Origin of the sequence: Aromatoleum sp. (assembly GCF_035254505.1) — a bacterium.
Lineage (GTDB): Bacteria > Pseudomonadota > Gammaproteobacteria > Burkholderiales > Rhodocyclaceae > Aromatoleum.
The window spans coordinates 44065-70683 of record NZ_DATFAO010000109.1; the positions used below are offsets into that span (position 1 = coordinate 44065).

At 64.9% G+C, this 26619-nt stretch carries 18 protein-coding genes; 16 read left to right on the top strand and 2 right to left on the bottom strand.

The genetic code is table 11. The features are described 5' to 3' along the window. Positions 1–464: 464 nt before the first annotated feature. From VJ673_RS23905 to VJ673_RS23950, 10 genes are all read left to right on the top strand, one after another. On the top strand, positions 465–1481 hold the full coding sequence (locus tag VJ673_RS23905) for a WD40/YVTN/BNR-like repeat-containing protein (RefSeq protein ID WP_324128686.1): 1017 nt from the start codon (positions 465–467) through the stop codon (positions 1479–1481). A gap of 33 nt (positions 1482–1514) precedes the next feature. Next, a complete protein-coding gene (locus tag VJ673_RS23910; protein WP_324128687.1) occupies positions 1515–3923 on the top strand; it encodes an efflux RND transporter permease subunit in 2409 nt (802 codons plus the stop codon). A gap of 108 nt (positions 3924–4031) precedes the next feature. Beyond that, positions 4032–5555, top strand: coding sequence for a DUF1302 family protein (locus VJ673_RS23915; protein ID WP_324128688.1), 1524 nt, complete (start codon positions 4032–4034; stop codon positions 5553–5555). An 18-nt stretch (positions 5556–5573) separates the two neighbouring features. Then, complete coding sequence (locus VJ673_RS23920) at positions 5574–6878, top strand: DUF1329 domain-containing protein (RefSeq protein WP_324128689.1); 1305 nt, start codon at positions 5574–5576, stop codon at positions 6876–6878. 415 nt (positions 6879–7293) lie between these two features. Beyond that, the gene (locus VJ673_RS23925; protein WP_324128690.1) at positions 7294–9336 is read left to right on the top strand and encodes a sigma-54-dependent Fis family transcriptional regulator; all 2043 of its coding nucleotides are present in this window, start codon (positions 7294–7296) and stop codon (positions 9334–9336) included. A 414-nt stretch (positions 9337–9750) separates the two neighbouring features. Continuing rightward, positions 9751–11688, top strand: a complete 1938-nt coding sequence (locus tag VJ673_RS23930; RefSeq protein ID WP_324128691.1) for a hydantoinase/oxoprolinase family protein — start codon at positions 9751–9753, stop codon at positions 11686–11688. A gap of 5 nt (positions 11689–11693) precedes the next feature. After that, complete coding sequence (locus tag VJ673_RS23935) at positions 11694–12092, top strand: acetone carboxylase subunit gamma (RefSeq protein WP_324128692.1); 399 nt, start codon at positions 11694–11696, stop codon at positions 12090–12092. 43 nt (positions 12093–12135) lie between these two features. Further along, positions 12136–14271 (top strand): hydantoinase/oxoprolinase family protein, encoded by a 2136-nt coding sequence (locus tag VJ673_RS23940; protein WP_324128693.1) that lies wholly within the window; start codon positions 12136–12138, stop codon positions 14269–14271. A gap of 43 nt (positions 14272–14314) precedes the next feature. Then, a complete protein-coding gene (locus VJ673_RS23945) occupies positions 14315–16591 on the top strand; it encodes a hydantoinase B/oxoprolinase family protein (RefSeq protein WP_324128694.1) in 2277 nt (758 codons plus the stop codon). Then, entirely contained in the window at positions 16588–17463 is an 876-nt protein-coding gene (locus VJ673_RS23950) for a hypothetical protein (protein WP_324128695.1), read from the top strand. Before VJ673_RS23945 ends, VJ673_RS23950 begins: the two co-directional genes overlap by 4 nt. A 199-nt stretch (positions 17464–17662) precedes the next feature. On the opposite strand, the gene VJ673_RS23955 is transcribed toward VJ673_RS23950, so the two are convergent. Both VJ673_RS23955 and VJ673_RS23960 read right to left on the bottom strand, forming a co-directional pair. Then, a complete protein-coding gene (locus VJ673_RS23955; protein WP_324128696.1) occupies positions 17663–19033 on the bottom strand; it encodes an OprD family outer membrane porin in 1371 nt (456 codons plus the stop codon). Positions 19034–19191: 158 nt separating this feature from the next. Further along, positions 19192–20097 (bottom strand): LysR family transcriptional regulator, encoded by a 906-nt coding sequence (locus VJ673_RS23960; RefSeq protein ID WP_324128697.1) that lies wholly within the window; start codon positions 20095–20097, stop codon positions 19192–19194. A 150-nt stretch (positions 20098–20247) separates the two neighbouring features. On the opposite strand from VJ673_RS23960, the gene VJ673_RS23965 reads away from it, so the two are divergent. From VJ673_RS23965 to VJ673_RS23990, 6 genes are all read left to right on the top strand, one after another. After that, entirely contained in the window at positions 20248–21327 is a 1080-nt protein-coding gene (locus tag VJ673_RS23965; RefSeq protein WP_324128698.1) for a 4-oxalomesaconate tautomerase, read from the top strand. A gap of 91 nt (positions 21328–21418) precedes the next feature. Beyond that, positions 21419–22420: a DctP family TRAP transporter solute-binding subunit gene (locus tag VJ673_RS23970; RefSeq protein WP_324128699.1), complete on the top strand. Its 1002-nt coding sequence runs from the start codon at positions 21419–21421 to the stop codon at positions 22418–22420. 87 nt (positions 22421–22507) lie between these two features. Next, positions 22508–23215, top strand: coding sequence for a TRAP transporter small permease (locus VJ673_RS23975; RefSeq protein WP_324128700.1), 708 nt, complete (start codon positions 22508–22510; stop codon positions 23213–23215). After that, the gene (locus tag VJ673_RS23980; RefSeq protein WP_324128701.1) at positions 23212–24495 is read left to right on the top strand and encodes a TRAP transporter large permease; all 1284 of its coding nucleotides are present in this window, start codon (positions 23212–23214) and stop codon (positions 24493–24495) included. Before VJ673_RS23975 ends, VJ673_RS23980 begins: the two co-directional genes overlap by 4 nt. 73 nt (positions 24496–24568) lie before the next feature. Beyond that, positions 24569–25414, top strand: a complete 846-nt coding sequence (locus VJ673_RS23985; protein ID WP_324128702.1) for an HTD2 family dehydratase — start codon at positions 24569–24571, stop codon at positions 25412–25414. Positions 25415–25424: 10 nt separating this feature from the next. Then, on the top strand, positions 25425–26606 hold the full coding sequence (locus VJ673_RS23990) for a CaiB/BaiF CoA transferase family protein (RefSeq protein WP_324128703.1): 1182 nt from the start codon (positions 25425–25427) through the stop codon (positions 26604–26606). Positions 26607–26619 lie beyond the last annotated feature (13 nt).

A 26619-nucleotide genomic window follows, 5' to 3' on the forward strand; every position in this document is an offset into this window, starting at 1 on the left:
GCCCGAACGGGATTTGATTGCCGAGACAAGGACTCCCCCGCGACATGCGTCGCCGGACCCGTTCAGTCCGATAGCCGGCCGCTGCGCAGGAGGATATCCGGACGCACGGCGATTTCTTGCTGCTACGCAGCAATTTCAATGTCAGAAAATACCAATAAAAATCAGACGTTTATTTAATGATTTTTGTTGGCACCCATTTTGCTGAACGCTCGCCGCGGCCTGCTGGCGGGATGTCGGTCTTCCGTCCGGACGCGATGCGCGGGGTGTCGATAAGCCCCGAAAAAACGAAATGCGGGACCTGGCGCGGGCGCAGCAGACGTCGTCGCCGCGCGGTACGGCTCCCCGGACAAAAGGAAGAGAAATGCTTGGAGACAACGGTCGATCGGCGCGTCGGCGAGAGCCGGCGCAGGGGGCGGTGGGGGCATGCCGCGATTGGAATCTGTCTGACGTGATCGGTGTATGCCATGACTAGCGCGGCGCTTTCACTCAATCGTGGCGCGCGCAGCGTGTCGGCCACGGTGATCTCCACGCTGCCGCTGCTGATCATCGGCGGGCTGATGTACGCGGCTTTCTTCGTCAAATGGGAACCGCAGATCGCAGTGTTGCAGGCGCCGGCGATCGAGCGTCGCGATGTCTTCTACGGCATCGCGACGCCGTCGCCTTCGGTCGCCTGGGCGGTGGGCTATTACGGCAAGGTCGTGCGCAGCGACGACGGCGGGAAGACCTGGACAATCCAGCCGAACAAGGCACCCGCGCACCTGCAGGCGATTTCGGCGTGGGACGACGAGCGCGCGGTCGCGGTCGGCAATGCGGGGACGGTGATCGTCACCTCGGATGGCGGCGCGAGCTGGCGCGAAGTGCAGGTGCCGCGTTCGGAAGTCGCGAACAAGCTGATGCAGGTGCGCGCCTATTCGGGGGGCGTCGCGTGGGCGGTCGGCGAGGTCGGTGCGGTGCTGCTGACGCGCGACTACGGCGAGACCTGGGTGCGGGCGATGCCGGAGAAGGACCAGGCCTGGAACGACGTCTTCTTCCTCGGCGAGGACGGTTGGATGGTCGGCGAGTTCGGCCAGATGCTGCGCACGCGTGATGGCGGGGCGACCTGGGTGCCGATGGCGAGCCCGGTGAAGTCCAGCCTGATGTCGGTGCACTTCCGCGATGCGCAGCACGGTGCGGCGGTCGGGCTTTCCGGCGTCGTGCTCGTGACCGCGGACGGCGGGGCGAACTGGAAGCAGGCGCCGCGCGCGACGGTCGAGCATCTCAACAGCGTGATCTGGGACGGCGCGCAGTGGGTCGCAGTCGGCGACAAGGGCGTGCGCGTCGAAGGCTCGGCTAACGGCGACGACTGGAAAGGCGGACGCATCTCCGAGCAGGACTTGTCGTGGCGCACGCAGATCGTGCAGTCCGGCAAGCGCTTCTTCCTGGCCGGCGCGAACCTCGCCGTGATCGACGACGGCCACCTTGGCATCTACGGGCGCGAGTAAGCCTCCCCCCACAACGCGTCAGAGGAACCATTCATGAAAAACGCAACGTTCAAGGCGCTCGAACGCTTCATCGACCTGATCCTGCGACGGCGGGTGTTCGTGCTCGCCCTCATCGCCGGCATCACCGCCGCGATGGGCTATCTCGCCGCCCACATCGAAGTGAAGACGGTCTTCAGCGACCTGTTGCCGAAGAATCACCCCTACGTCGAGGTGAACAACCGCTTCAAGCAGACCTTCGGCGGCTCGAACATGGTCAGCATCATGCTCGAAGTCGAGCAGGGCGACGTGTTCAACATGACGCTGCTGAAGAAGGTGCAGCAGATCACGCAGGCGCTGCAGAAGGTCGAGGGCGTCGATAACTACCAGATCGTGTCGCTCGCGTCGAAGAAGATGAAGGAGGTGCGAGCCTCGACCGAGGGCATCGAGTCGCGTCCGCTGATGTGGCCGAACCTGCCGAAGGACGACGCGGCGATCGGCGTGCTGCGCGAGGCGGTGTTGAACAACCCGCTGGTGTACGGGCCGTATGTCTCGATCGACATGAAGGCGACGCTGATCACGGCGGACTTCACCGACGGCGCGGTCGACTACCTGAAGGCCTACCGCCAGATCGCCGAAATCGCCGACCAGGCACGCGGCGACGGGGTGCTGGTGCGGGTCGTCGGCGAGCCGATTCTGTACGGACTGGTGAATTACTACCTCACCGAGACGGTGCAGATCTTCCTGATCACGGTGGCGTCGCTGGTGCTGCTGCTGCTGCTCATTACGCGCACCTGGCACGGCACGCTGCTGCCGCTCGTGACCGGCATCGTCAGCGCGACCTGGGCGCTGGGCGCCGCGAAGCTGATGGGCTTCCACCTCGATCCGCTGGTGATCGTCGTGGCCTTCCTGATCACGGCGCAGGCGGTGTCGAACTCGGTGCAGCTTGTGTCGCGCTTCGACGACGAGGTCGCGGCGGGCGCGTCCAGCACCGCGGCGGCGGCCAAGGCGAGCCTGCTCAACCTCTTCAAGCCGGGCATGCTGGCGGTGGTCGCCGACGCGGGCTGCGTGCTGGTCGTCGCGCTGACGCCGATCCCGATGCTGGAGAAGATCTCCTACATCGGCACCGCGTGGATCCTGTCGATCATGATCAGCGCGCTGGTGCTGACGCCGGTGTTGTTGTCGTGGTGCGGGCTGAAGAAGCGCCATGCCCATCCGATCAACATCATGCCGGTCCTGCGCTGGATTCTGGATCTGTGCTCGTCGGTCGTGACTTCGCGGGCGCGCTTCGGTGTCGCGCTCGGGGCGCTGGTGATCTTCGCCGTGTCCGGGCTGTATGCCTTCAAGCTGAAGGTCGGCGATGCGAATCCGGGCTCGCCGATCCTGTGGCCGGATTCGACCTACAACCAGGACGCGACAGCGATCAACAAGAAGTTCCAGGGCTCGGACCGGATGTTCGTCGTCGTTGGTGGCAAGCAGGAGGGCGCGCTGAAGGAGCCGGCGGTGCTCGAAGGCATGGAGCGCTTCCAGAAGTACATGGAGGCGCAGCCGGAGGTCGGCGGCAGCATTTCGCTCGCGGACATCCTGCCGGCCGTGAAGCGCGTGATCCGCGAAGGTAACGCGCGCTACCAGGAGCTCGGCAACACGGCCAACGAGAACGGCGAGCTGGTCTACATGTTCGTGTCGGGCGCCGATCCGGGCGACATGGACCGCTTCGCCGACGCGCAGGCGCAGAACGGCGCTGTGACGCTGTTCTTCCGCGACCACCAGGGCGAGACGATTCGCACTGCGATCGCGCGCGTGAAGGACTACATCGCTCAGCATCCGATGGAGAACGCTCAGTTCATGCTGGCGGGCGGTCTCGTTGGCGTGCTCGCGGCGGTCAATGAGGTGATCCTCAACGGCCAGATCGAGGCGATCGCCTTCGCGCTGCTGGTGCTCGTCGTGTGCTGCATGGTGACCTACCGCTCGCTCGTGGCCGGCGTGTTCTTCATGATCCCGGTGTTGCTGTCGAACACGCTGACTTTCAGCTACATGGCGTGGAAGGGCATCGGCATGAACATCAACACGCTGCCGGTCGTCGCGCTCGGCATCGGGCTGGGCGTCGATTACACCTTCTACATCGTCGATGGCATCCGCGAGGAGCTGCACCACCACCGCGACGTCGGCCGTGCGATTGCGAAGTCGATCGCCAGCGCCGGCAAGGGCGTGCTGGTCACGGCGCTGACGCTGATCACCAGCGTGGTGCTGTGGAGCATGTCCTCGCTGCGGCTGCAGGCCGACATGGGCGTGCTGATCGCGATCTGGCTCTTCATCTCGGCGACGTCCGCGCTGTTCCTGATGCCGGCGCTGGTCTACATCTTCCGGCCCGAGTTCATCGTCGGCTCCAAGCGCCACCCGGTCGAACTCGCCGACGAAGCGGAGTCCGTTGAATCCGAGCCCGCGCTCGTCGCCAACGTCGCCTGATCCGGACCCTTTCCCTACAAGCGTTTCAACCACCGTCGGCCGCAGACCCCTGCGGCCGCGCGGAGGAGACATGCCGTGCCCACACTCACTACAACAGGAGGGAGACTCATGAAAAACCACAATGTCCGTCGGGTCCGAAGGCTGGCCGTCAGCGCTGCCGTGCTGGCGGCGATTTACGGCGGCGCCGCGTTTGCCGAGGAGCCGGACGCGGACTCCAGCGGCAACAGCTTCCATCTCGGCGGCTACGTCCGCGGCTGGGCGGCGTTCAACCTGCAGAACATCCCCGAGACCAAGGCCAACGACAGCGGCAAGGCCTCGATGCTGCGCGGCTCGCTGCTGCTCGACGCCGACGCGCAGACCGGTCCGATCAAGTGGAAGGCGATCGCGCGCGCAGACCAGGAGGCGAAGACCGACTACCTGCGCGACCTGGAGCGCCTGCGCAAGACCAACGGCACGACCGGCGGCGACGACCACGACATCCTCGACAACTATAACCGGCTCGACATGCGCGAGTTCTGGGGCGAGTTCAAGGTCGGCGACCGTGCAACCTTCCGACTCGGCCGCCAGCAGATCGTATGGGGCGAGTCGGACTTCTTCCACGCGATGGACGTCGTGCATGGCTACGACCTGTCGTGGCGCCTGTTCTTCGAGGGCGAGAACGAGGAATGGCGCAAACCCCTGTGGCTCGGCTCCGTGAAGGTCGACGTACCCGAGGCGGACGGCGAGCTGCATGCCTTCGTGCGCCCCGGCCTCGACGGCTGCGAGGACATCGGCAACACCTACGATATCCAGGGCGGGCGCTGGTTCTTCCAGCCCTACCGCGGCTTCGACCTGACGGCGATCACGAAGAAGGACTGCAGCCATCCGAAGGGCGACCAGGACCAGGTCACGGGCGGCCTGCGCTGGGCGGGCACGGCGGGCCCGGTGAACTACTCGCTCGCCTACATCAAGTCCTTCTCGGCCGACCCGGTCGCGAACTCGGCCGCGAATCCGTGGAAGAAGGCGCCGACCGGCCCGGTCTTCGATCTGATCCATCCGATGATCGACGTGATCGGCGCGACCATCAGCGGCTACTCGGCGCCGCTCGATTCGGTGTTGAGTGCCGAGCTCGCCTACACCATCGACCAGGCCTACAACGTCGGCACCGGACCGCTGCTGGGCCTCAACGGCATCAAGCAGAAGGACGTCGTGACGGTGATGTTGCGCGCCGACAAGAACATCCACTTCGAGAAGTGGCTCGGCACCAACCGACCGTCGTTCTCGTCGGTGCAGCTCTTCGACACGTGGATCCAGAACTTCCGTGAGCGCGAGGATCTCGCGCGCCTCTTCGCCTTCGGCGCGCCGCTCACCGAGCACAACACGATCCTCACGGCCTTCACGGTCCTCAACTACAAGAGCGACACGATCAACCCGAGCTTCGCGGTGGGCTTCGACCTCACGCACGGCGGCGGCTTCGCGATCCCGGCGGTGGATCTCGTCCTCGGCGACAACTGGCGCGCCAAGATCGAGGCGGACCTCTTCTGGAACACGGGGAAGTCGAACTTCCTGCTCGATCCGAATCGCTCGACCCAGCTCTTCGGCTATTTCGCCAACAACAACCAGCTGACTTTCCGTCTGACCCGTCAGTTCTAATCACCAAGGAGACATGAGATGAACGCATCATCCAGCACCCTGCGCCGCTCGGCCGGCGTCCTCGGCCTCGCGGGCGGCCTTGCGCTGCTCGCCGGTAGCGCCGCCGCGGGCGAACTGCAGCCGGGCTTCGTGATCACGAAGGACAACTACGACAAGATCAAGAACGAGACCTTCGAGGGCAAGACCATCGCCAGCATGGTCCCGGAGAAGCTCGAAACGATGATCAAGAACTTCGGGCTGACGATCAAGATCGCGCACTCGAAGAAGATCGAGATGGACCCGAAGTACGTCCAGGCGACCAAGGAATACGCGAAGGACGTGAAGTTCGACCCGGCGACGCGCACCGTCAGCGGCTGGAAGGCGGGCATGCTGTTCCCGCCCGAGGCGATCAAGCTCGACGACCCGAACGCCGGCGACAAGATCATCTGGAACCTGCGTGCCGCGACCTACGGCGCGACGATGGACCTGCGCGACATCTCCTTCGTGTTCATCAGCGGCGCGAACGGCGTGGAGCGCGTGCAGCGCTGGCAGTCGCGGCGCTACTACATGGAAGGGCGTCTCGATGGCGGCCCGATCGCCGAGGGCGACGGCGACATCGCGCAGAAGACCTATCTCTTCGCGACCAGCCCGCAGGACATCCGCGGCCTGGGCACCTTCTCGATCCGCTACAACGACTCGACCTCGGCCAAGCCCGACGACACCTGGGCCTACCTGAAGTCGGTGCGGCGCACCCGTCGCCTGTCGGGCGGCGCGTGGATGGACCCGATCGGCGGCACCGATCAGCTCTATGACGATTGGGATATCTGGGATGCCTTCCCGACGAAGTACCGCGCCAACAAGCTCGTCGCCAAGCGCTGGGTGCTCGCGATCGCGCACAGCCCACTTGTCAGCGTCGACAGGAGCAAGGAAGGCACGCCCGGCGAGTTCCCGTCGGTGGGCCTGAGCGAGGCACCATACTTCTTCCCGGCGAAGAACATCGAGTGGGAGCCGCGCGAGGTGTATGTCGTCGAAGGCACGCCGCCGGCCGAGCACCCGTACAGCAAGAAGGTCGTGTACATGGAAGTCGACTTCCCGCGGCCGTATCTGGGCGAGATGTATGACCAGAAGGGTGAGTTCTGGAAATTCATGATCTTCCAGAACCGCCCCGACGTCGGCGACGACGGCTACAAGGCGGTGATGCCGGTCGTGGGCCACGTGATCGACGTCAAGCGTAATCACTCCACGACCTGGTCGTCGAACATGAAGGCCAACCCGAAGGGCGTGAAGGAGAAGGACGTGTCGCTCAGCAAGCTCGAGGAAGTGGCGACGGGCGGCGGCAAGTAAGCCCGCGCGAAGCGGGGCGGCGCTCCGGTCTGCCGACAGGGGGCAGTCGGAGCGCCGCCGTTCCGGGGCTTTACCGGCATGAATCTGGCTCGGATATCTGGCTCGATGGCGAAAAGGCGCCCGATCCGGATTCCTCCGACCGAAAATCGGACGGTCGGCGTCCGATTTTCGGTCGGTGCCGCCGGACGGTCGGACGCTCCAAGCAGGGCGCGGCCCGCAGATCCTAGTGCTAAAGTGATAAATCGTCAGGGATTGCGATTCGTCTGGGTGATGGCACGGCGCTTGCTGATGCTCCTCTACGGCGGTTCGGCGGCTGAAATGCCGCTCCGGCGGAAAGACCAAAAGAGATCGACAGAGCCTGAGCCGCACGCGGCAAGGCAACGGTCGACGCACAGAGACGAAGGAGGAGTGGTCAATGCAAGTCAGTCAGCGCAGCCAGTTGTTCCCGCGGCCCGAGAATGACGGACGCATCATGCAGTCGTGGGAACGCTTCCTCAACGGAGAGCGGGCTCATGGCAACGCGCTGCGGCGCCTGATCGACGATTCGTGGAAGCGCTGCCTGGACGCGAGCGTGGACCCGAGCCGCTTCCAGGCGCCGGCGCCGCTCGGCGAGCATTCGCTGTATTCGCTGCGTACCGAACACCAGGAACTGCTGAACGCCAGCACCCCGGTGATGGCCGAGGCGCGCGAGTTCCTGTCCGAGACGGGGACCGTGATGGTCCTGACCGATCACAACGGGACGGTCCTGAACCTCGAAGGCGACTCGTCGACGGCCACCCGGGGCGCAACGGAGAACGTGCACCTGCTGCCGGGCAGCGACTGGAGCGAGAACGCCTGCGGCACCAACGCGATCGGCACGGCCCTGACGCTCGGCCAGCCGGTGCAGATCCATTCCGCCGAGCACTTCTGCGCGGGTATCAAGCGCTGGACCTGTTCGGCGACCGTGATCCGTGATCCGTACGACAACAGCATTCTCGGCGTGATCGACGTGTCCGGCCTGAATGGCACCTACAACCGCCACAGCCTGGCGCTGGTCGTGACGACCGCGGGCCGAATCGAGAACCGGCTCGCTCGCATCGAGATGGACTATCGCTATCGGCTGCTCGAACAGTGCATGCGCAACCTGACGACGAGCACCGCGGACGGGCTGATCGTCATCGACCGGCGCGGGCAACCGATCAAGGCCAACGAGCGCGCCTCCACGGTGCTGGTGGGGCTCGGCGAGGATATCGGCGGTCGGCGCGGCCTGACGCTCGGCGACCTGTCGCTCGGCGTGGCCCGCGGCGATGGCGTGCCGGACAAGCTGCCGGACTGGATCAAGCCCGAGTGGCTGGCGCCGGTGATGCACAACGGGCAACGCATCGGCACCTTGCTGACGCTGCCCAGCCGTTCCGCCACGAGCTTTGTGGCGGCAGGATTGCAGGAAGGGGAATCGGGTTTGGCATCCGACAAGGGAGCCTTTGCGCGTGTCATCGGACAGAGCCGCAACACGCTCGAAGCGGTCGCCCGTGCACGCCAGCTCGCGCGTTCCAACGTGCCGGTGCTGATGCTCGGCGAGACGGGCGTCGGCAAGGATGTGTTCGCACGCTGCATGCACGAGGCGGGCGGTGCGAAAGACGCCCCCTTCGTCGCGCTCAACTGCGGCGGCTTTTCGCGCGAACTGCTGACGAGCGAACTCTTCGGCTACACCGATGGCGCCTTCACCGGTGCACGCCGCGGCGGCATGATCGGCAAGGTGGAAGCGGCCGACGGCGGCACGCTCTTCCTCGACGAGATCGGCGAGATGCCGCTCGACCTGCAGCCGCATTTTCTGCGCGTATTGGAAGAGGGTGAGGTTTATCGCCTGGGCGAAAACAAGCCGCGCAAAGTGAAATTCCGCCTGATCGCGGCGACCAACCGGGACCTGCGCAAGGAGGTGGAAGAGGGACGTTTCCGCATGGACCTCTTCTATCGGGTCGCCGTCACGAGCGTGCACATTCCGCCGCTGCGCGAACGGATCGGCGACATTCCGCTGCTCGCCGACTTCTACCTCGAACGTCTCGCCCAGCAGCACGGCGTGCGCAAGGGCGTGCTGCTGCCGGGCACGCTGGAAGCGCTGCAGGAATATGCGTGGCCGGGCAACATCCGCGAACTCCGCAACGTGATGGAAAGCATGTTGCTGACGGCGCCCGATCACATCCTGGGCGACGAGTGCCTGCCGCCGGAGATCCTCGGCAGGGGTGCAACGCCTGTCGAATCGGCGTCGCGCCAATATGCCGAGCCGCAGCAGGTCGCGGCCGAAGGCAATCGTCTGGAAGACGCCGAGCGCGACGCGATCCTGAAGGCGATCCGCAATCACGGCGGCAACATGGCGGCCGTGGCGCGTGCGCTGGGCATCGCGAAGAGCACGCTGTATCTCAAGCTCAAGCGTTTCGAGCTCGACTCGCTGGTGGATTCGGTGCGCGGCAGCCGCAATTAAACGCAATCCGGCCTGAAGGCCGGACGATATCTCCGATGGGGCAGTTCAGCGATCGCTGACTGCCCCATTTCTATTTGTCGCGCAATGCGACGAATTGGACCGGTTCGATTGCCGTCTTCCGACATTCGGACGCCGATCCGGAATCCGGACGGTAATTCGCGCGCAATGGGTCCGTGCTTGTCGTTGATTAATATAAAAATCAATAAAAACATATATATATAAATTAATCGAGGCGTTATTTCCTATTGGCACAGCCGTTGCTAATTCTGTCTCGGAGACTCTTCCGATGGCGCAGCGGATTCCCGGGTGACATCGGAAAGATAAATGGCACAAGCTTCACGAAACGCCATTCGCGTCCCGAAAAAGGATTCAACCGAGATCATTCGCGTCCGTTGGAAAAGGAGGTAACGCAATATGGGATTGCAAATAAACATCGATAACGGTGGCACCCTCACCGATATCTGCATCAATCACGACGGCGTCGTGAAAAAGACCAAGGTCTTGACGACGCCGTATGACCTGAGCAAGTGCTTCTTCGAGGGGCTGCAAAAGGCATCGGGCGTGATTTACGGGGAGCAGAACGTGAGCCGGTTGCTCGAGGAAGTGGATCTGATCCGCTACTCGACCACCCAGGGCACCAACGCGATCTGCGAGCGCAAGGGGCCGCGTCTCGGCCTGATCCTCGACAAGGCGGCGCGCGACCTGCCCGTCCGGCTCGCCGAGCACGATCCCGAGGTGTATGAGGCGCTGGTCGGCGACCGCGTGGCGATGCTCGACGGCCAGGCGGTGAAGTCCGGCGACGCCGACCTCGAAGTCGTCAAGGCCATCAACCAGCTGACCGCTGCCGGCGCCAACCGGCTCGTCGTGAGCTTCGACGGTGCCGATTTCCTGGACATCGAGACGCATTGCAAGAAGGTCGTGCTGCGCCGCTACCCGCGCCATCTGCTGGGCGCCGTGCCGGTGCTCTACGGCAGCGACCTGACGACCGACCGCGACGTCGTGCGCCGCACCTGGACCGCGCTGATCAACTCCTTCCTGCATCCGGCGATGGAAGCCTTCCTCTTCAACGCCGAAAACCGTCTGCGCGACTTCCGCACGAAGAATCCGCTCTTGATCTTCCGCAACGACGGCGATGCCTCGCGCGTCGCGAAGACGGTCGCGATCAAGACCTACAGCTCAGGTCCGCGCGGCGGCATGGAAGGGATGAAGTCCTTCGCACGCTTGTACGACATGCCGGACGTCGTCGCGATCGACGTCGGCGGCACGACGACCGACATCGGCCAGTGCCTGCACGGCAAGGTCGCCGAGGTGCGACGCGGCCACGTGGAAGGGATCAGCGTGTCCTTCCCGCTGTGCGAAATCATGAGCGCCGGCGCGGGCGGAAGCTCGATCTTCAAGGTAGTCAATCACCGTATCGCGATCGGTCCCGAGAGCGTCGGCGCGGTGCCCGGGCCGGCGGCCTTCGGCCGCGGCGGCAAGGAGGCGACGATCACCGACGCGAGCCTGCTCGCCGGCATCTTCGATCCGAAGTCCTACTTCGGCGGCGGCATGGCGCTCGACCTCGACCGCGCCGCGACCGCGGTGACGCTGAACATCGCGCAGCCGCTCGGCGTCTCGCTCGACGAGGCGCTGCTGCAGATGGAGCACGCGTACGAGGACAAGATCGCCGTCGAGCTGCACCGCTTCACGAAGGTGTCGCCCGAGACAGTGCTGCTCGCCTTCGGCGGAGCGGGTCCGCTCAATGCCTGCGGCGTCGCGGAGAAGGCCGGCATCGACACGGTGGCCGTGCCCGCACTCGCCGCCGTGTTCAGCGCCTTCGGCATCGGCTCCTGCGACGTGTCGCAGCGTTATGCGGTGGCGATCGAGGAGCGCAGCGACCAGGCCGTGGCCGACGCGCTGGCGGCGCTCAAGGTGAAGGCTGCGCGCGACATGTTCGCCGAAGGCTTCGGCGAGGGTGAATTCGAGGTGCATGCGCGTCTGGTCGCCGAGATCGCCGAGGGCGAGGAGGTGTCGCGTCCGGTGTCCGATCACGTGGCCTTCCCGCCCGAGTTTGCGAAGGCGCGGTCGGTCGAGCTCGAACTCACCGCGGTGAAGCCGATGCGTGAGGAGGCCGGCAAGGCGGCGAAGTTCGTCGAGGGCGCCGCTGCGCAGGCGGACGGCGTGCGCAACGTGCTCACGCGTGGCCAGGGCCGCATCGACGTGCCGGTCTACAAGCTCTCGCAGCTCTCGCCCGGCGACCACGCCGCGGGACCGGCGATCCTCGAGGAAGACTACTTTACCTGCCGCGTGCTGGATGGCTGGAGCTTCGTCATCAGCGATGCGGGCGACATTTTGCTGAAGAGAAAGGCGTAAAGATCATGAAAGTACAGATGACCGAATACCTGCGCATCGACCTCGACACCGAGCAGTGGGAATGCCGCGTCTGCGACCACGTCGTGGGCCCGGCGACCAAGGGCTACAAGGAGGGGATGCTGGTTCACAACCGCGACCCGCGCGAAATCCATCCGCCCATCATCGACCCGGACAAGTACCGCTTCACCTTCAGCCCCGACCCGGAGTGGGTGCGCATCCTCGAGTACTACTGCCCGCACTGCGGAACGATGGTCGAGACCGAGTACGCGATCCCCGGCCATCCGCCGCTCCATGACATGCAGCCCGACCTGCCCGCGCTGAAGGCGCAGTGGGCGAAGCGCGAAGCGCTGGCCGAGCCCGTCACCGGTCCCGCCGTCACCGCCGGCAAGGGTCATAACCATTGAGCCAGAGCCCCGGCAGGGGCGCCAAAGGAATCGAGGAGATAGCATGAGGCGAGTATCAGTTGATATCGGTGGCACCTTCACCGATTGTTTCGTGGTCTGGGACGGCAAGTACATCGAAGCCAAGGCCCTGACCACCCATCACAATTTGGCGCTGGGCTTCAACGAAGCCCTGAGCAAGGCCTACCACGTGCTGGGCCTGGAGCTCGAGGAGATCCTGTCGCAGGTCGACTCCGTGCGCTACGCGACCACGCTCGGCACCAACGCGCTGATCGAGCACAAGGGGCCGAAGATCGGCATGCTCGTGACCGCGGGCTACGAGGCCACCGTGCCGCTGTCGCGTGCCCGCGGCTACGGCGAGGGCCTGGACAACATGGGCCAGCAGGACATGCCGAACGCACAGCGCCCCGATCCGCTGGTGCTGCCGCACATGATCCGCGGCGTGCGCGAGCGCGTCGACTTCCAGGGCAAGCTGGTGATGCCGCTCGACGAGGACGACGTGCGCACGCAGATCCGCTCGCTCGTCGACCTCGGTGCCGAGATCATCGTCGTCGCGCTGGTCAATTCGGTCGTGAATCCCGCGCACGAGCAGCGCATCGAGGAGATCCTGCTGGACGAATACCCGTCGCACCTGCTCGGCGCGATCCCGGTGATCCTGTCGCACCAGGTCGCAGGCCGCAAGGGCGAGTACGTGCGGGCGACCTCGGCGATCGTCGACGGCTACCTGCACTCGACGATGTACCACGCGCTCTCGGCGCTCGAGCAGAACCTGCGCGCGCACCGCTACGAGAAGCCGATGCTCGTCATCCACAACTCGGGCGGCATGGCGCAGCTGAACTCCACCGACGCGCTGCAGACCATCCACTCGGGTCCCGTGTCCGGCATCGGCGCGTCCGAGCACCTCGCCGCGATGGCCGGCCTCGGCAACGTCGTCGCGACCGACATGGGCGGCACGAGCTACGACATCGGCATTGTCGTCGATGGTGGCATCAAGCACTACGACTTCAACCCGGTCATCGACCGCTGGCTGGTGTCCGTGCCGATGGTGCACCTCGTGACGCTGGGCGCCGGCGGCGGCTCCATCGCAAGCTACGACCGCATGTACGACACCGTGAAGTGCGGCCCGGAGTCCGCGGGCTCCGACCCCGGCCCGGCCTGCTACGACCGCGGCGGCATGAAGCCGACCGTGACCGACGCCGACCTGCTGCTCGGCTACCTCGATCCGCAGAACTACGCCGGCGGCTCGATCCCGCTGAACCCGCGGCGCGCGTCGGCCGCGATCGAGGATGCGCTGTGCGACGACCTCGACTGCTCGGTGATCGAGGCGGCGCTGCTGGTCCGCGAGAAGGTCGACGACAACATGGCGAACGGCCTCTTCACGGAGCTGCGCGCGCGCGGCTACGACCCGAAGGACTTCACGATGCTCGCCTACGGCGGCAACGGCCCGCTGCACTGCTGCGGCATCGCGCAGAACCTCAGCATCGACAAGATCCTCGCGCCCCCGCTGAGCTCGGTGTTCTCGGCCGTCGGCGCCGGCAACATGCATCAGCTGCACATCCACGAGACTTCGCTCTACATGGTGCTGTACGACTCGAATTCGCTGAAGCTCTTCGATGACTACGAGCGCTTCAACGAGATCGTCGCCGACCTGAAGGAGCAGGGTACGCAGGACCTGATCCGCCAGGGCATCCCGCGTGAGGAGATCTGCCACAACCTCGAGCTCGACCTGCGCTACGGCAACCAGCTGGTGCAAACCACGGCGGTGATCCCGAAGCACGAGATGCACGGTGTCGCCGACGTGCTGGCGATCATCGAGCAGTTCGCCAACGACTACGGCAAGCGCTTCGGCGAGGGCTCGCAGGCGCCGGAGGCGGGTATCCGCATCAACACGATCCGCGTCGCGGCCTTCGTGCGCCACGAGACGGTGCAGTTTGAGGACATCAAGCCGGTGCCCGAGGACAAGCGTCGCTCGCCGCCCAAGCCCGCCAGTACCCGCAAGTGTTACTTCGTCGGGCACGAGGGCGCCTTCGAGACCCCGGTGTGGAGCCGCTCGGCGATCGAACCCGGCGTGCAGATCGAGGGCCCCGCGATCATCGCCTCCGAAGTGACCACCTTCCTCGTGAATCCGGGCTGGAAATTCGTCGCGGCCAGGCAGGGCGCCTCGTGGTTCCTGCGCGCCTGAGCCTGCGGACATCCAACGACCGACCTATCAGACAGGAATGAACATGAACGACATCGCTACGCCCGTCAGGGCCAAGACGCCCAGCGCCGAGGAATTGGCGCTGATCAAGAAATTCCTCAGCGACAACACGCTCTTCCTCGGGCCCGATCCCGAGATCATGCAGAACCACGACCTCATGCCGCGGGCGCCCCTCGAAGAAGAGGCGATCGCCAAGGTCAGCGATGCCCACACCATCGCGAAGATCCGCGACCGCATCCAGTCCGGCTGCGACGAAGGCTACGAGATGGTCGAGCAAATGGGCGCGGCGCCCGGCGCGAAGTGGGGCGACGTAATCACCGGCGTGTATTCCGCGTCGGGCGACCTCGCGATCGCCAGCGCCGGCGGCGTGCTGATCTTCTCCGCGCTGGTGCACCACCCGATCAAGTTCATCATCAAGAACTGGATCAACGACCCGACGGTCGGCGTGCGCGAAGGCGACGGCTTCATCCACAACGACTCGCGCTACGGCAACGTGCACAACACCGACCAAAGCATGATCCTGCCGATCTTCCACGAGGGGAAGCTGGTGTGCTGGGTCGCCTCCACCGTGCATGAGGGCGAGAACGGCGCGATCGAGCCCGGCGGCATGCCGTCGATGGCCGAGAGCCCGTGCGACGAAGGCCTGAAGATGAGCCCCTTCAAGGTCGTCGAGAACTACGAGATCAAGCGCGACATCCTGACCTTCCTGCAGAACTCGGTGCGCGAGCCCAAGCTCCAGTACGAGGACATGAAGGTCAAGCTCTTCGCCTGCCTGCGGATCAAGCAGCGCATCGAGGAGACGCTCAATACCGACGGCCCCGACGCGCTCGTCTCGACGCTGCGCCTGACGATGGAGAACGTCCGTGCCGAAGTGAAGCGCCGCATCAGCGAATGGCCGGACATGACCGTGCGCACCTACATCATGCAGGACTCGACGCTGCGCGAGAACTGCCTGGTCAAGATCAACTGCAAGCTGACGAAGACCGGCGACCGGCTGATCTTCGACTTCCGCGGCTCCGCGCCGGAGTTCACGAATCGGCCGACCAACACGATCGTCGCCGGCTTGAAGGGCATGCTCGCGCAGGTCTTCCTGTGCTACGTGTGGCCCGACCTGCCGCGCGGCCAGGCGGCGTTCGCGCCGATCGAGGTGATCACCGATCCGGCCTCGATCGTCAATTGCTCCTACGCGGCGCCGAACTCGCAGAGCCTGATGTCGATCTTCACCGGCTTCACCGCCGGCCAGCACGCGGTCGCGAAGTTCCTCTACAGCTGCCCGGAGAAGTACACGAAGGTGCATGCGCCGACCTTCAACATGATCAACACCTTCATCTGGGGCGGCGTGAGCCAGCATGGCGAGACGCTCGGCAACCTGTGCGCGGACTTGAACGGCATGGGCGCCGGCGCGACGGTGGACCGCGACGGCGAGCATGCGTTGGCGCCGATCTTCGCGACGATGGCCGACATCGGCGAGCAGGAGCTCAACGAGGAGGACGTGCCCTTCCTGCAGCTCGTGTCGAAGAAGATGACGCGCGACGCGATCGCCCCGGGCAAGTACCGCGGCGGCCAGGGTTACACGATGATCGTCGCGACCAAGGACAGCGAGCAGTGGGGCTTCATGACGGTCTGCCAGGGCGCGAAGTTCCCGCCGCTGCAGGGCCTCTTCGGCGGCTACGCCTGCGGCGCCTACCCGCTGTCGAAGGTCAAAGGGGTCGATGTGTACGACGTGCTGTTGAACGAGCCGGAGAAGTTCAAGCACTCGATCGCGGAGATCATGAACGAGCGGCCGTTCGAGGGCGCGAGCTACACGACCCACCACATGGGCATGGGCTTCGAGATCTCCAAGCGCGGCGAGCTCTTCATGATCTCGCAGGGGGCGGGTGCGGGCTACGGCGACCTGTTGGAGCGTGATCCGGCCGGTGTCATCCGCGACATCGAGGAAGGGCTGATCTCGGCGGAAGTCGCCGAGCGCCTCTACAAGGTCAAGTTCGACCCGGTGACGCTGGCGATCAATCACGACGCGACGCAGGCCGCACGCGATGCCGAACGCCAGGCCCGCAAGGCGCGCGGCGTGCCCTACGCGGAATTCGTCAAGGGCTGGAACCGCGACGTGCCGCCGCCCTATCTGCAGTACTTCGGCTGCTGGGGCGACGACGTCGAGAAGCTCTACATGGGCGACGTCGACACCTTCCGCGATGCCAGTACGCCGCGTCCGAACTACATGCGCCACCCGAAGGACGTGCGCATCGAGGAGCTGGAGGCCCGCTTGGCGGAACTCGGTGCGCTCGCCGAGGAAAAGCAATGAGCCAGCCCCTCGCCGACCTGTTGCCCGGTGGCACGGGCGGCGGCAGCGTGCGCGTATGGCTGAAGTCCGCTGACTATACGATGCGCCTGCTGCTCGGCGACGGGGGCGACCCCTGGGCCGGCGCGGCGCAGTACCTGGCGTACTTCTCGCAGGCGCACGGGCTGCTGCGTCCCGACGTGGCGGTGGTCGAGCTGGGAGGGCTGTACGACTCCTGGCTCGTCCGCCACCCCGAGCTCAAGGCCGAGTTGGGCGCGAAGCGGCGCCTCGCATGGCCGCTGCGCAAGTGGCTCGAGGTCGAGCCGCCGCGCGCGATCCTCGCCGAGGTGCTGGCGGCGGTCGTCGCGCACCTGCGCGGCCAGGTCCCGCTCGTGCTCGCGATGCCGTCGCCGCGCAACTGGCTGTACCGCGCGAACGTGCTTGCCGGGCGCGAGGACGTCGAGCTCGACGGGGACGGCATCGAGGATGCGGCGATGTACGTCGCCGACGTGCTGCGCTCGGTGTCGCAGCTCGACGTCGCCGGCCTGCTGTTCGAGGAGCGCGACGACGACGCGCGCTTCGGCCCGCTCGAAGTCGAACGCTACCGCCCGGTGCTCAACGTCGCTCGTCACTATCGCTGGTCGGTGGCGCTGCGCCTGGGGGCTGCGCCGCTTGCGGCACAGCCGGCAATCGACGACGTCCAGGCGCTGATCGGCCCGGCGCCGGCGCTGCAGGGTGCGGATGTCGCGACCGGGCTCGACGTCAGTGGGCCGCTGTGGGACGGTGGCGAAATTCCGGTCCGTGGGGCGCGACAGTTCTACTTCGCCGAAATCCCACGCGAGCAGAAGCCCGAGTCGGTGCTGGAGAACCTCGCGCGGCTCCGAGCCCGCGGCTGAGTCTTGTTTGCAGTCCTCCCTTGTCGGCCGGCGCGCGGTGGTGTGCGCCGGCCGTTTTTTTCAGGAAGACGACATGAAGATCAGGATCTGGCATCTCGCCCGGCCGCCGATCGACAAGGGGCGTTTTGCTTCCTGGCTTTGATGCGCCAAGAAAACGGCCCGGTACTTCTGCGCCTCGATGATATGTCTTGCGGTCCGCTCAGAACTTGTACGTGTAATCGACGTAGACCCGATGCTGCTCCCAATCCGAGCGCGGGATTCCCTTGATCGTCGGATGGTTGGTGCCGTGTTCGATGTTTCCATCGTAATTCAGGTACATGTAGCGAACGCTCAGGTTCTTGACGAACGGGAGCGCGTACTGAACGTCGAACTCGCGGTAGTTCTCGCTTCCGCGGGCGTCGCTGTCGATGTTGCTGCGTTTCGCACCGGTTCCGCGTGAATACTTGAACGCGGTTTTCAGCCCCGGGACGTAGTCCTTCCAGTCGTAGGCGATGCGTACCGAGCCGACGGTCTCGCCGTCGTTCGTCAAGTCCGGGCCGAGGGCTGCGGACGTCGGGAACGGGTTAGTGCCATGGTCCTGCGTGAGCTTGCCGGTTCGCGATGAATCGACGGCGAAATTGTCTTCGATCCAAAATCCGTCGAACTTGGCAATGGCCGCGCCAAGAGTGAAGTTGCTGATCTTCCAGTCCGCGTCGAGATAGACGCCCAGGCCGTCGTTGTCGATTCGCCCTGTCCCGGTGCAGTCCAACTCCTTCTCCGCGCCGCACACGAAGAGTTTTCCCGCGTCGCGCGAAGTGAACAGGCCCGCGGATAGCTTGAGCGAATTCTTGTCCAGCGGAATCTTGTAGGCGCCGACGAGCCCGAATTTCGACAGGTAGTTCTTTGAATTCAGGTATTCGGCCGTCACCGACATCGGTCCCGCCGAGTAGGCGGCGCCGACGATGCCGACGTAATCGATGTCGTGATCCACGCCGGCAGCGGTCGATTCGGTGCGGAATTTGACGAAATCGTCGGTGCTGCGCGCGCGCCAGCGGTCGTAGACGGCGCCATAGACCTTCAGGTCGGCCATCGGACTGATCGACGCACTGATCCCCGAATAGGTGTCAGGGACGACCCGGGTGGAACTGCTCTTCAGCAGCAGGCTGCTCTGCAATTGGCGTCCCACGCGGGCCTGGGCGAAGTCGTCGTATTTGAGCTTGACGTAGGCCTGCGCGAGCGTGGCGTACGAATCCCTGAGTTGCCCGTCATTGCCGACTTCGACCAGATTCGTCGTGGGGACGCCGCTGCTGTCGATCCGGGAGACGCCATACAGCGACGCGTCGACGCCGATGAAGTTGCCGAAGTAGGGCGAACGGTAGTTGAGCTGAAGCCCGAGCGCGCTTTGTTCAAATTCGCTGGCCTTGGGATTCGGCGTCTTCGCCGTCGGCAGCGGGGTACTCTCATCCTGCCAATAGATGCCCCGCAGCTTCAGGTCGAATTCATGGCCGTTCTCTGCGGCCTGGGATCCGTTCGGCACGAACTGGCCCGCGACCAGCGCGGACAGGATGCCCAAACCAATCTTGTTTTTCATTTCTGCTCCTCCTTCGAATTTTCATCACGCCTCAATGGGGCGTGCCCGATTCGCCGTCACGGTGGGCGAATACGGGGCGGATTCTAGGGAGTGCGAAAAATTGCGGGAAATGCAAAACAGAGGGCGATTAATGCTTGATCCGCATAGAGCCGCAGGACTCATTCCTGCGTCGGCGTTCCCTGGGCATAGTCCTTCAGCAACTCGAAGAACGCATTCGCCGCCGGCGACAGGGAGTTGTTCTTGCGCCGCAGGATCGTGATCTTCCGCTTCACGACGGGACTGGTCAGTGGAATGCGGCATACGCCCGGGCGCGCGCCTTCCTCGAGCGTCGATGCGGGAAGAATCGCGGTGCCGACGCCGGCGGCGACGAGACTGATGGCGGTCGCATGGTGCTGGACTTCATACGCGCCGTTCAGGCTGATGCCGCGCTTGGCGAGCTGGTAGTCCATGAAGACGCGGGTGGCGGTCATGCTGCTGACGACGACGAGTTCGGTTTCGCGCATGTCCGACCACGTGACCGATTTGCGGTCGCTGAGCGGATGCTCCTGGCGGCAGAAGAACATCAAGGGTTCGTCCAGCAGCGGCGTTTCCAGAATCTCGGGATGGCGTTCGGTGGGGATGCCGATGCCGATTTCGGCCTGCCCGTGCAGGACCGCGTCCCGCACCTCGAACGCCGTGGTGTCGATCAGGCGTACCCGATTGCCCGGATGGGACTCCATATAGCGGCGAATCACGGCTGGCAGTACGTGCGATGCCATCGTCGGCACGCAGGCGAGCGTGAAGCTGCCGCGGGCATGCTTCGACATATCCTTCAGCCGACCCACCGCGAGCGTCATCTCGCCGACGATCGTTTTCGCCTGCGGCAGGAACTCCCGTCCCACTGCCGTGAGTTCGACATAGCGCGTCGTGCGGTCGAGAAGCCTGAGTCCCAGATAGGACTCGAGTTTTTGCACGCGGCGGGTCAAGGCGGTCTGCGTCACATGCAAGTGTTCGGCTGCCTTGCTGAAGCCGCCCAGTTCGGCGATGACCACGAACGCTTGTATTCCGTCGAAATCGATCTTCATCGGTGAATCCCTTGGGTTGCAGTGTCCGCGTACATTCTGATCTATGCTGAAAGCGCAACAAAATCGACATTCATTGCATTTCAGTAATCACTGTCCGATCACTAACATTGCCTCACAAAACAGCAGAACGTGCAATAAGGAGACCGGCAAGTGGATCACATACCCTGCGTGCTGATGCGTGGCGGATCGTCGAAGGGCCTGTTCTTCCTGGCGGAAAATCTGCCGGAGGATCCGGCGGCCCGCGACCGGCTGCTGCTCGCGGCAATGGGCTCGCCCGACCTGCGCCAGATCGACGGCATGGGCGGCGGCAACGACCTCAGCAGCAAGGTCGTGATCGTTGCGCCCTCGCGGCGACCGGATGCCGACGTCGAGTATCTCTTCGCCCAGGTGTCGGTGGCCCGCGATCTGGTCGATGTGCTGCCCAACAGCGGCAACATGCTGGCAGCGGTGGGACCCTTCGCGCTCGAACGCGGGCTCGTGAAGGCGTCGAGCCCCGCCACCCGGGTGCGCATCCTCAACATCAACAGCGGCAAGCTGGTCGAGGCCATCGTGCAGACGCCGGGAGCCCAGGTCACCTACAGCGGGACGTTTCATCTCGATGGCGTGCCGGGAACGAGCGCGCCGATCACCCTCAATTTTCTCGATCCGGCGGGCACGAAGACCGGCCGGTTGCTGCCGACCGGCAATGCTCAGGATGTCGTCGCGGGCATGCCGGTGACGTGCATCGACTTTGCGATTCCAATCGTGTTCGTCAAGGCGGCGTCGCTCGGCAAGAGCGGTCACGAAAGCAAGCAGGAACTCGATGGCGATGCGGTCTTTCTCGCGCGCCTCGAGGAGATCCGTGTGGCGGCGGCCGAGCGGATGGGCCTTGCCGTGTCGCCGGATCGCGGCGTGCCCAAGATTGCGATGATCGCATCGCCGCGCCATGGCGGCAGCATCGTGTCGCGCTATTTCGTGCCGTCGAGCTGCCATCCGGTCCATGCCGCCACCGGCGCGCTGGCGCTGGCGGCCGCGTGCCACACGCCCGATACGGTGGCGGAGGAACTCGCGGAAATCGATGAGAACGCCCCGCGGCGCATCGTCATCGAGCACCCCTCCGGGCAGATGAGCTGCGAGCTTCGGCTGGCCGCCCATTCCGACGGAGGCGTGCCGGTCATCGATGCCGCATCCCTCGTGACATCTGCCCGACCGCTGCTGAGCGGCGAGGTGTTCGTACGTCCGGCGGCGTGAAGCTGCCCCCTTTGCCTTTCGCCACGTATTCCGGTCCGCCACACAGATGGACGACGGCCGAAACGGATTCAACACACCAAGGAGACTCGAAATGAAAACCCTCTATGCACTGACCGCCGCCATCGGCATTACTTTCTCCGGCCTCGCGGCCGCCCAGGACCCCATCGTCATCAAGTTCTCGCACGTGGCGGCGGCGGACACGCCCAAGGGGCAGGCCGCCGAATACTTCAAGAAGCAGGCGGAGGCGCGCACGAAGGGCCGGGTGAAGGTCGAGATCTATGCAAACAGCACGCTCTATAAGGACAAGGAGGAGCTCGAGGCCTTGCAGATGGGCTCGGTGCAGATGCTCGCGCCGGTCGCGGGCAAGTTCGGGCCGGCCGGCGTGAAGGAATTCGAGGTGTTCGACCTGCCGTACATGTTCCCGAGCGAAGCGGCGTTGCACCGCGTGACGCAGGGCCCGGTCGGCGCATCCTTGCTGAAGAAGCTCGAAGGCCGCGGAATGATGGGCCTGTCATTCTGGGACGCGGGCTTTCGTGTGCTGAGCTCGAACAAACCGATCCAGACGCCGGATCAGGCGAAGGGACAGAAGCTCCGGATCAATTCGTCGAAGGTCAATCAGTCGATCATGAAGTCGATCGGCGCAATCCCGCAGACGATGGCGTTCTCCGAGGTCTATCAGGCGCTGCAGACCGGTGTTGTCGATGGCGCGGACGGCAACCTGTCCAATCTCTACACGCAGAAGCAGCATGAGGTGCAGAAGTACGTGACGCTGACCTATCACACGTACAGCGGCTACGTGGTGGTCGTGAACAAGGGCTTCTGGGAAAAGCTGCCCGCCGATATCCGGGGCGAGCTCGAGGCGGCGATGAAGGATGCCACCGCATTCAACGCAAAGGTCGCTGCCGAGGACGACGCCAAGGCACTGGCGGCCATTCGCGCCACCGGCAAGACCGACGTGCATACGCCAACGCCGGAGGAGCGGGCGGCCTGGATCAAGGCAATGGCTCCGGTGCAGGACGAGATGGCGAGCCGGATCGGCAAGGACGTCATCAATGCCGTGCGCAAGGAAACTGCGTCCGTCGCGTCGAACTGAGACGGCAAGACCCGTCGGGCGGCCACCCGTGCGCAGGTCCTGCACACGGCCTCGGGGCCGCTCGCCCGTTACCTTCCGGAGATTCCGATGAAATTCCTAGATCATCTCGAGGAATGGCTCATCACGTTCCTGATCGGCACGGCGACCGTCGTGACCTTCGTGGCCGTGGTGCATCGCTATGCCTCGGGTTTGGCCATTCCCGGTCTGCAGGACTGGCTGCTGTCGATCAACCTGAGTTGGGCGCAGGAGCTGACGATCATCCTGTTCGTGTGGATGGCGAAGTTCGGTGCAGCCTACGGTGTTCGCACCGGCATTCACGTCGGCGTCGACGTGCTGATCAACCGGCTTTCGCCGCAACGCCGGGCCAAGCTGATCCTGCTGGGCTTGTTGGCCGGGGCACTCTTCACGGGCATCGTCGCGACGCTCGGCGGCCGCTTCGTCTGGGAGAACGGCGCCCACTACGCGATTTTCAAGCTTGCCGGCCTGTCGCTCGACGATGTGCTGGAAGGGCCCACGACGCCTGACCTGGAATGGCCGACTTGGATCGTCTATAGCGCCATTCCGCTCGGTTCAAGCCTGATGTGCTTCCGCTTCCTGCAGGTCGCGCTGGGTTTCTGGCGCACGGGCGAGTTGCCGCATCACGACCACGGCCACGTGGACGGCCTGGAGGATGCCGGCCCCGGTGCCGAATTCGACGGGTATGCGCTCGAGGACAACCTGCATCCGCACGACTTGAGGAGTGCGGGCGCTGCGCAGACAGGTGCGCGTGCCGACGACGGCGGGAGGGCGAAATGAACGCTGCGGTAATTTTCGGGCTCTTGCTGGCCCTCATGCTGACCGGCATGCCGATCTCGATTTCGCTCGGCCTGACCGTTCTGACCTTTCTCTTCACGATGACCCAGGTGCCGCTCGAATCGGTGGCGCTGAAGCTCTTCACCGGCATCGAGAAGTTCGAAATCATGGCCATTCCGTTCTTCATCGTGGCGGGCAATTTCCTGACCCACGGCGGCGTTGCGCGGCGGATGATCCACTTTGCCTCGTCCATGGTCGGGCACTGGTACGGCGGCCTCGGACTGGCCGGGGTGCTGGCCTGCGCCTTGTTCGCGGCGGTGTCGGGTTCCTCCCCGGCCACGGTCGTCGCAATCGGCGCGATCCTGCTGCCGGCGATGACGAAGGCGGGTTTCCCGAACAAGTTCGGTGCCGGCGTCATCACCACCTCGGGGGCGCTGGGCATCCTGATCCCGCCGTCGATCTGCATGGTGATGTACTCGGTCGCGACGAACACCTCGGTCGGCGCGCTGTTCATGGCGGGCGTGATACCGGGCATCGCCCTCGCGGGCGTGCTTGGCGGGGTCACCTGGTGGCGTGCGAAGTCGAACGATTACCCGCGCCAGCCCAAGGCGAGCTTCGGCGAACGCGTCAAGGCGTTCCGGGATTCGGCGTGGGGTCTGTTCCTGATCGTGCTGATCATGGGCGGCATCTACACCGGCATCTTCACGCCGACGGAAGCGGCCGCGATGAGCGCTGTCTATGCCTTCGTCGTTGCCGTCTTTGTCTATAAGGATATGTCGCTGAAGGACGTGCCGAAGGTACTGCTCAATTCGGCAAACATGTCCGCGATGCTCCTGTACATCATCACGAACGCGGTGCTGTTCTCCTTCATCATGACGAGCGAGAACATTCCGCAGGCCTTGTCGGAATGGATGCTGGGGCACGGCCTGGGGATGGTGGCCTTCCTGCTCGCGGTGAACGTGATCCTGCTGCTCGCAGGCAACTTCATGGAACCCTCGTCGATCGTGCTGATCTTTGCGCCGATCCTGTTCCCGGTCGCAGTCAAGCTCGGGATCGACCCGGTGCACTTCGGGATCATCATGGTGGTGAACATGGAAGTCGGCATGTGCCACCCGCCGGTGGGCCTGAACCTCTACGTCGCCTCCGGCATCACCAAGATGGGCATCACCGAGCTGACCGTGGCCGTCTGGCCGTGGCTGCTGTCGATGCTCGGTTTCCTGATTGTCGTGACCTACTGGCCCGCCCTCACGATCTGGCTGCCGAAGACCCTCGGAATGATGTGACGTGATGCCCGGCCCCCTGAGAAGGGCGGCCGGGTTGCGTCGCGGATTCCTCGTACCCCACGGAGAACCAAACATGAATCTAAAGGACTGGATCGGCCGCGCGGAGGAAGTCTCCGACATCGCGACGGCGACCCCTTATGCCGCGCTGTCGGCGACCTTCGACCGCGAAGCGGTTCGCCCCCCGGTAGGCACGCCGCTGCCCGCCCTGTGGCACTGGCTGTACTTCCTGCCGCTGCATCGCCAGTCGGAAATCGGCCCCGACGGTCACGCGAAGCGCGGCGGTTTCCTGCCGCCCGTGCCACTGCCGCGCCGCATGTGGGCCGGCAGCCAGTTCGAGTTCCACAAGCCGCTGCGCGTCGGCGACGCGATGACGCGCACCTCGACGATCCACGACGTCACCGAGAAGTCCGGACGCACCGGCCCGCTGGTGTTCGTGAAGGTGCGCCACGAGATCCGCCGCGCCGGCGAGACGGACGTGGCGCTCACCGAGTTCCACGACATCGTCTATCGCGAAGCGGCGAAGCCCGACGACGTGGCCCCGCCGCCCAAGGCCGCGCCTACGACTGCAGCGTGGGAGAAGAAATGGGTGCCGGACGACGTGCTGCTGTTCCGCTACTCGGCGCTGACCTTCAACGGCCACCGCATCCACTACGACCGCAAGTACGTGACCGAGATCGAGGGCTATCCGGGCCTGATCGTGCACGGGCCGATGATCGCGACGCTGCTGCTCGATCTGCTGCGTCACCAGATGCCCGACGCGGAGGTCGTCCGTTACGAGTTCCGCGCGGTGCGGCCGGTGTTCGATATCAACCATTTCTTCGTCTGCGGCGAGCCGCAGGCGGACGGCAAGACGATTCGCCTGTGGGCGAAGGACCACGAAGGCTGGCTGACGATGGAAGCCAGCGCGGTGATCAAGTGAGGAGCATGCAATGAGACCCCTGGAAGGCATCACCGTCGTCACGCTCGAACATGCGATCGCCGCACCGTTCGCGACGCGCCAGCTCGCCGATCTCGGCGCCCGTGTCATCAAGGTCGAGCGCCCCGGTGTCGGCGATTTTGCGCGCGGTTACGACGAGCGCGTGCGGGGGCTCGCCTCGCACTTCGTATGGACCAACCGCTCGAAGGAAAGCCTGACGCTGGACGTCAAGCATCCGGAGGCACAGACCATCCTCAAGCGCCTGATCGTCGAGGAGGCCGACATCGTCGTGCAGAACCTCGCGCCCGGTGCCGCCGCCCGCCTGGGCCTGTCGTACCGCGAGCTTTCCGCGCTCAAGCCGGAGATCATCGTGTGCGACATTTCCGGCTACGGCAGTGATGGCCCCTACCGCGACAAGAAGGCCTACGACCTGCTGATCCAGAGCGAATCCGGCTTCCTTTCGGTGACGGGCACCGAGGAGGAGCCGTCGAAAGCGGGGCCGTCGATCGCCGACATCTCGGCCGGCATGTACGCCTACAGCAACATCCTGGCGGCGCTGCTGCAGCGGCAAAAGACGGGCCGCGGTCAGCACCTCGACATCTCCATGCTCGAGAGTCTGGTCGAGTGGACCACTTATCCGCTGTACTACGCCTTCGACGGCGCCGCGCCGCCGCGCCGCACCGGGGCGAGCCACGCCACGATCTACCCGTACGGACCTTTCCCGGCGGGCGACGGCAAAGTCGTCATGCTCGGCCTGCAGAACGAACGCGAATGGGCGGCGTTCTGCAGCAAGGTGCTGCTGCAGCCCGGGTTGTCGAGCGAGGAGCGTTTCTCCAGCAACTCGAAGCGCAGCGCGGCGCGTGACGCGCTACGCCGGATCATCGTCGAAGCGTTCGCGGGCCTCACGGCCGAGCAGGTGATCGAGCGCCTCGAAGCAGCGCAGATCGCCAACGCGCATGTCAACGACATGCATGCGGTGTGGGCGCACCCGCAGCTCAAGGCACGCAATCGGTGGCGCGAAGTCGGCACGTCGGTCGGTACTGTGCCCGCGCTGTTGCCGCCGGGCTCGTGGGAGGAGGGCGAGCCGCGCATGGATCCGGTACCGGCGCTGGGCGAGCACAGCGAGGCGATCCTCGCCGGCCTTGGCTACTCGTCCGATCGCGTCGCCACGCTGCGCGGCGCCGGCGTCATCTGACGCGGCGCCGGGA

Coding starts and splice junctions, on each gene's coding strand:
- VJ673_RS23950 (WP_324128695.1), top strand. CDS start 16,588: ATGAGCCAGCCCCTCGCCGACCTGTTGCCCGGTGGCACGGGCGGCGGC.
- VJ673_RS23975 (WP_324128700.1), top strand. CDS start 22,508: ATGAAATTCCTAGATCATCTCGAGGAATGGCTCATCACGTTCCTGATC.
- VJ673_RS23985 (WP_324128702.1), top strand. CDS start 24,569: ATGAATCTAAAGGACTGGATCGGCCGCGCGGAGGAAGTCTCCGACATC.
- VJ673_RS23990 (WP_324128703.1), top strand. CDS start 25,425: ATGAGACCCCTGGAAGGCATCACCGTCGTCACGCTCGAACATGCGATC.
- VJ673_RS23905 (WP_324128686.1), top strand. CDS start 465: ATGACTAGCGCGGCGCTTTCACTCAATCGTGGCGCGCGCAGCGTGTCG.
- VJ673_RS23955 (WP_324128696.1), bottom strand. CDS start 19,033: ATGAAAAACAAGATTGGTTTGGGCATCCTGTCCGCGCTGGTCGCGGGC.
- VJ673_RS23910 (WP_324128687.1), top strand. CDS start 1,515: ATGAAAAACGCAACGTTCAAGGCGCTCGAACGCTTCATCGACCTGATC.
- VJ673_RS23935 (WP_324128692.1), top strand. CDS start 11,694: ATGAAAGTACAGATGACCGAATACCTGCGCATCGACCTCGACACCGAG.
- VJ673_RS23960 (WP_324128697.1), bottom strand. CDS start 20,097: ATGAAGATCGATTTCGACGGAATACAAGCGTTCGTGGTCATCGCCGAA.
- VJ673_RS23970 (WP_324128699.1), top strand. CDS start 21,419: ATGAAAACCCTCTATGCACTGACCGCCGCCATCGGCATTACTTTCTCC.
- VJ673_RS23925 (WP_324128690.1), top strand. CDS start 7,294: ATGCAAGTCAGTCAGCGCAGCCAGTTGTTCCCGCGGCCCGAGAATGAC.
- VJ673_RS23940 (WP_324128693.1), top strand. CDS start 12,136: ATGAGGCGAGTATCAGTTGATATCGGTGGCACCTTCACCGATTGTTTC.
- VJ673_RS23920 (WP_324128689.1), top strand. CDS start 5,574: ATGAACGCATCATCCAGCACCCTGCGCCGCTCGGCCGGCGTCCTCGGC.
- VJ673_RS23980 (WP_324128701.1), top strand. CDS start 23,212: ATGAACGCTGCGGTAATTTTCGGGCTCTTGCTGGCCCTCATGCTGACC.
- VJ673_RS23945 (WP_324128694.1), top strand. CDS start 14,315: ATGAACGACATCGCTACGCCCGTCAGGGCCAAGACGCCCAGCGCCGAG.
- VJ673_RS23915 (WP_324128688.1), top strand. CDS start 4,032: ATGAAAAACCACAATGTCCGTCGGGTCCGAAGGCTGGCCGTCAGCGCT.
- VJ673_RS23930 (WP_324128691.1), top strand. CDS start 9,751: ATGGGATTGCAAATAAACATCGATAACGGTGGCACCCTCACCGATATC.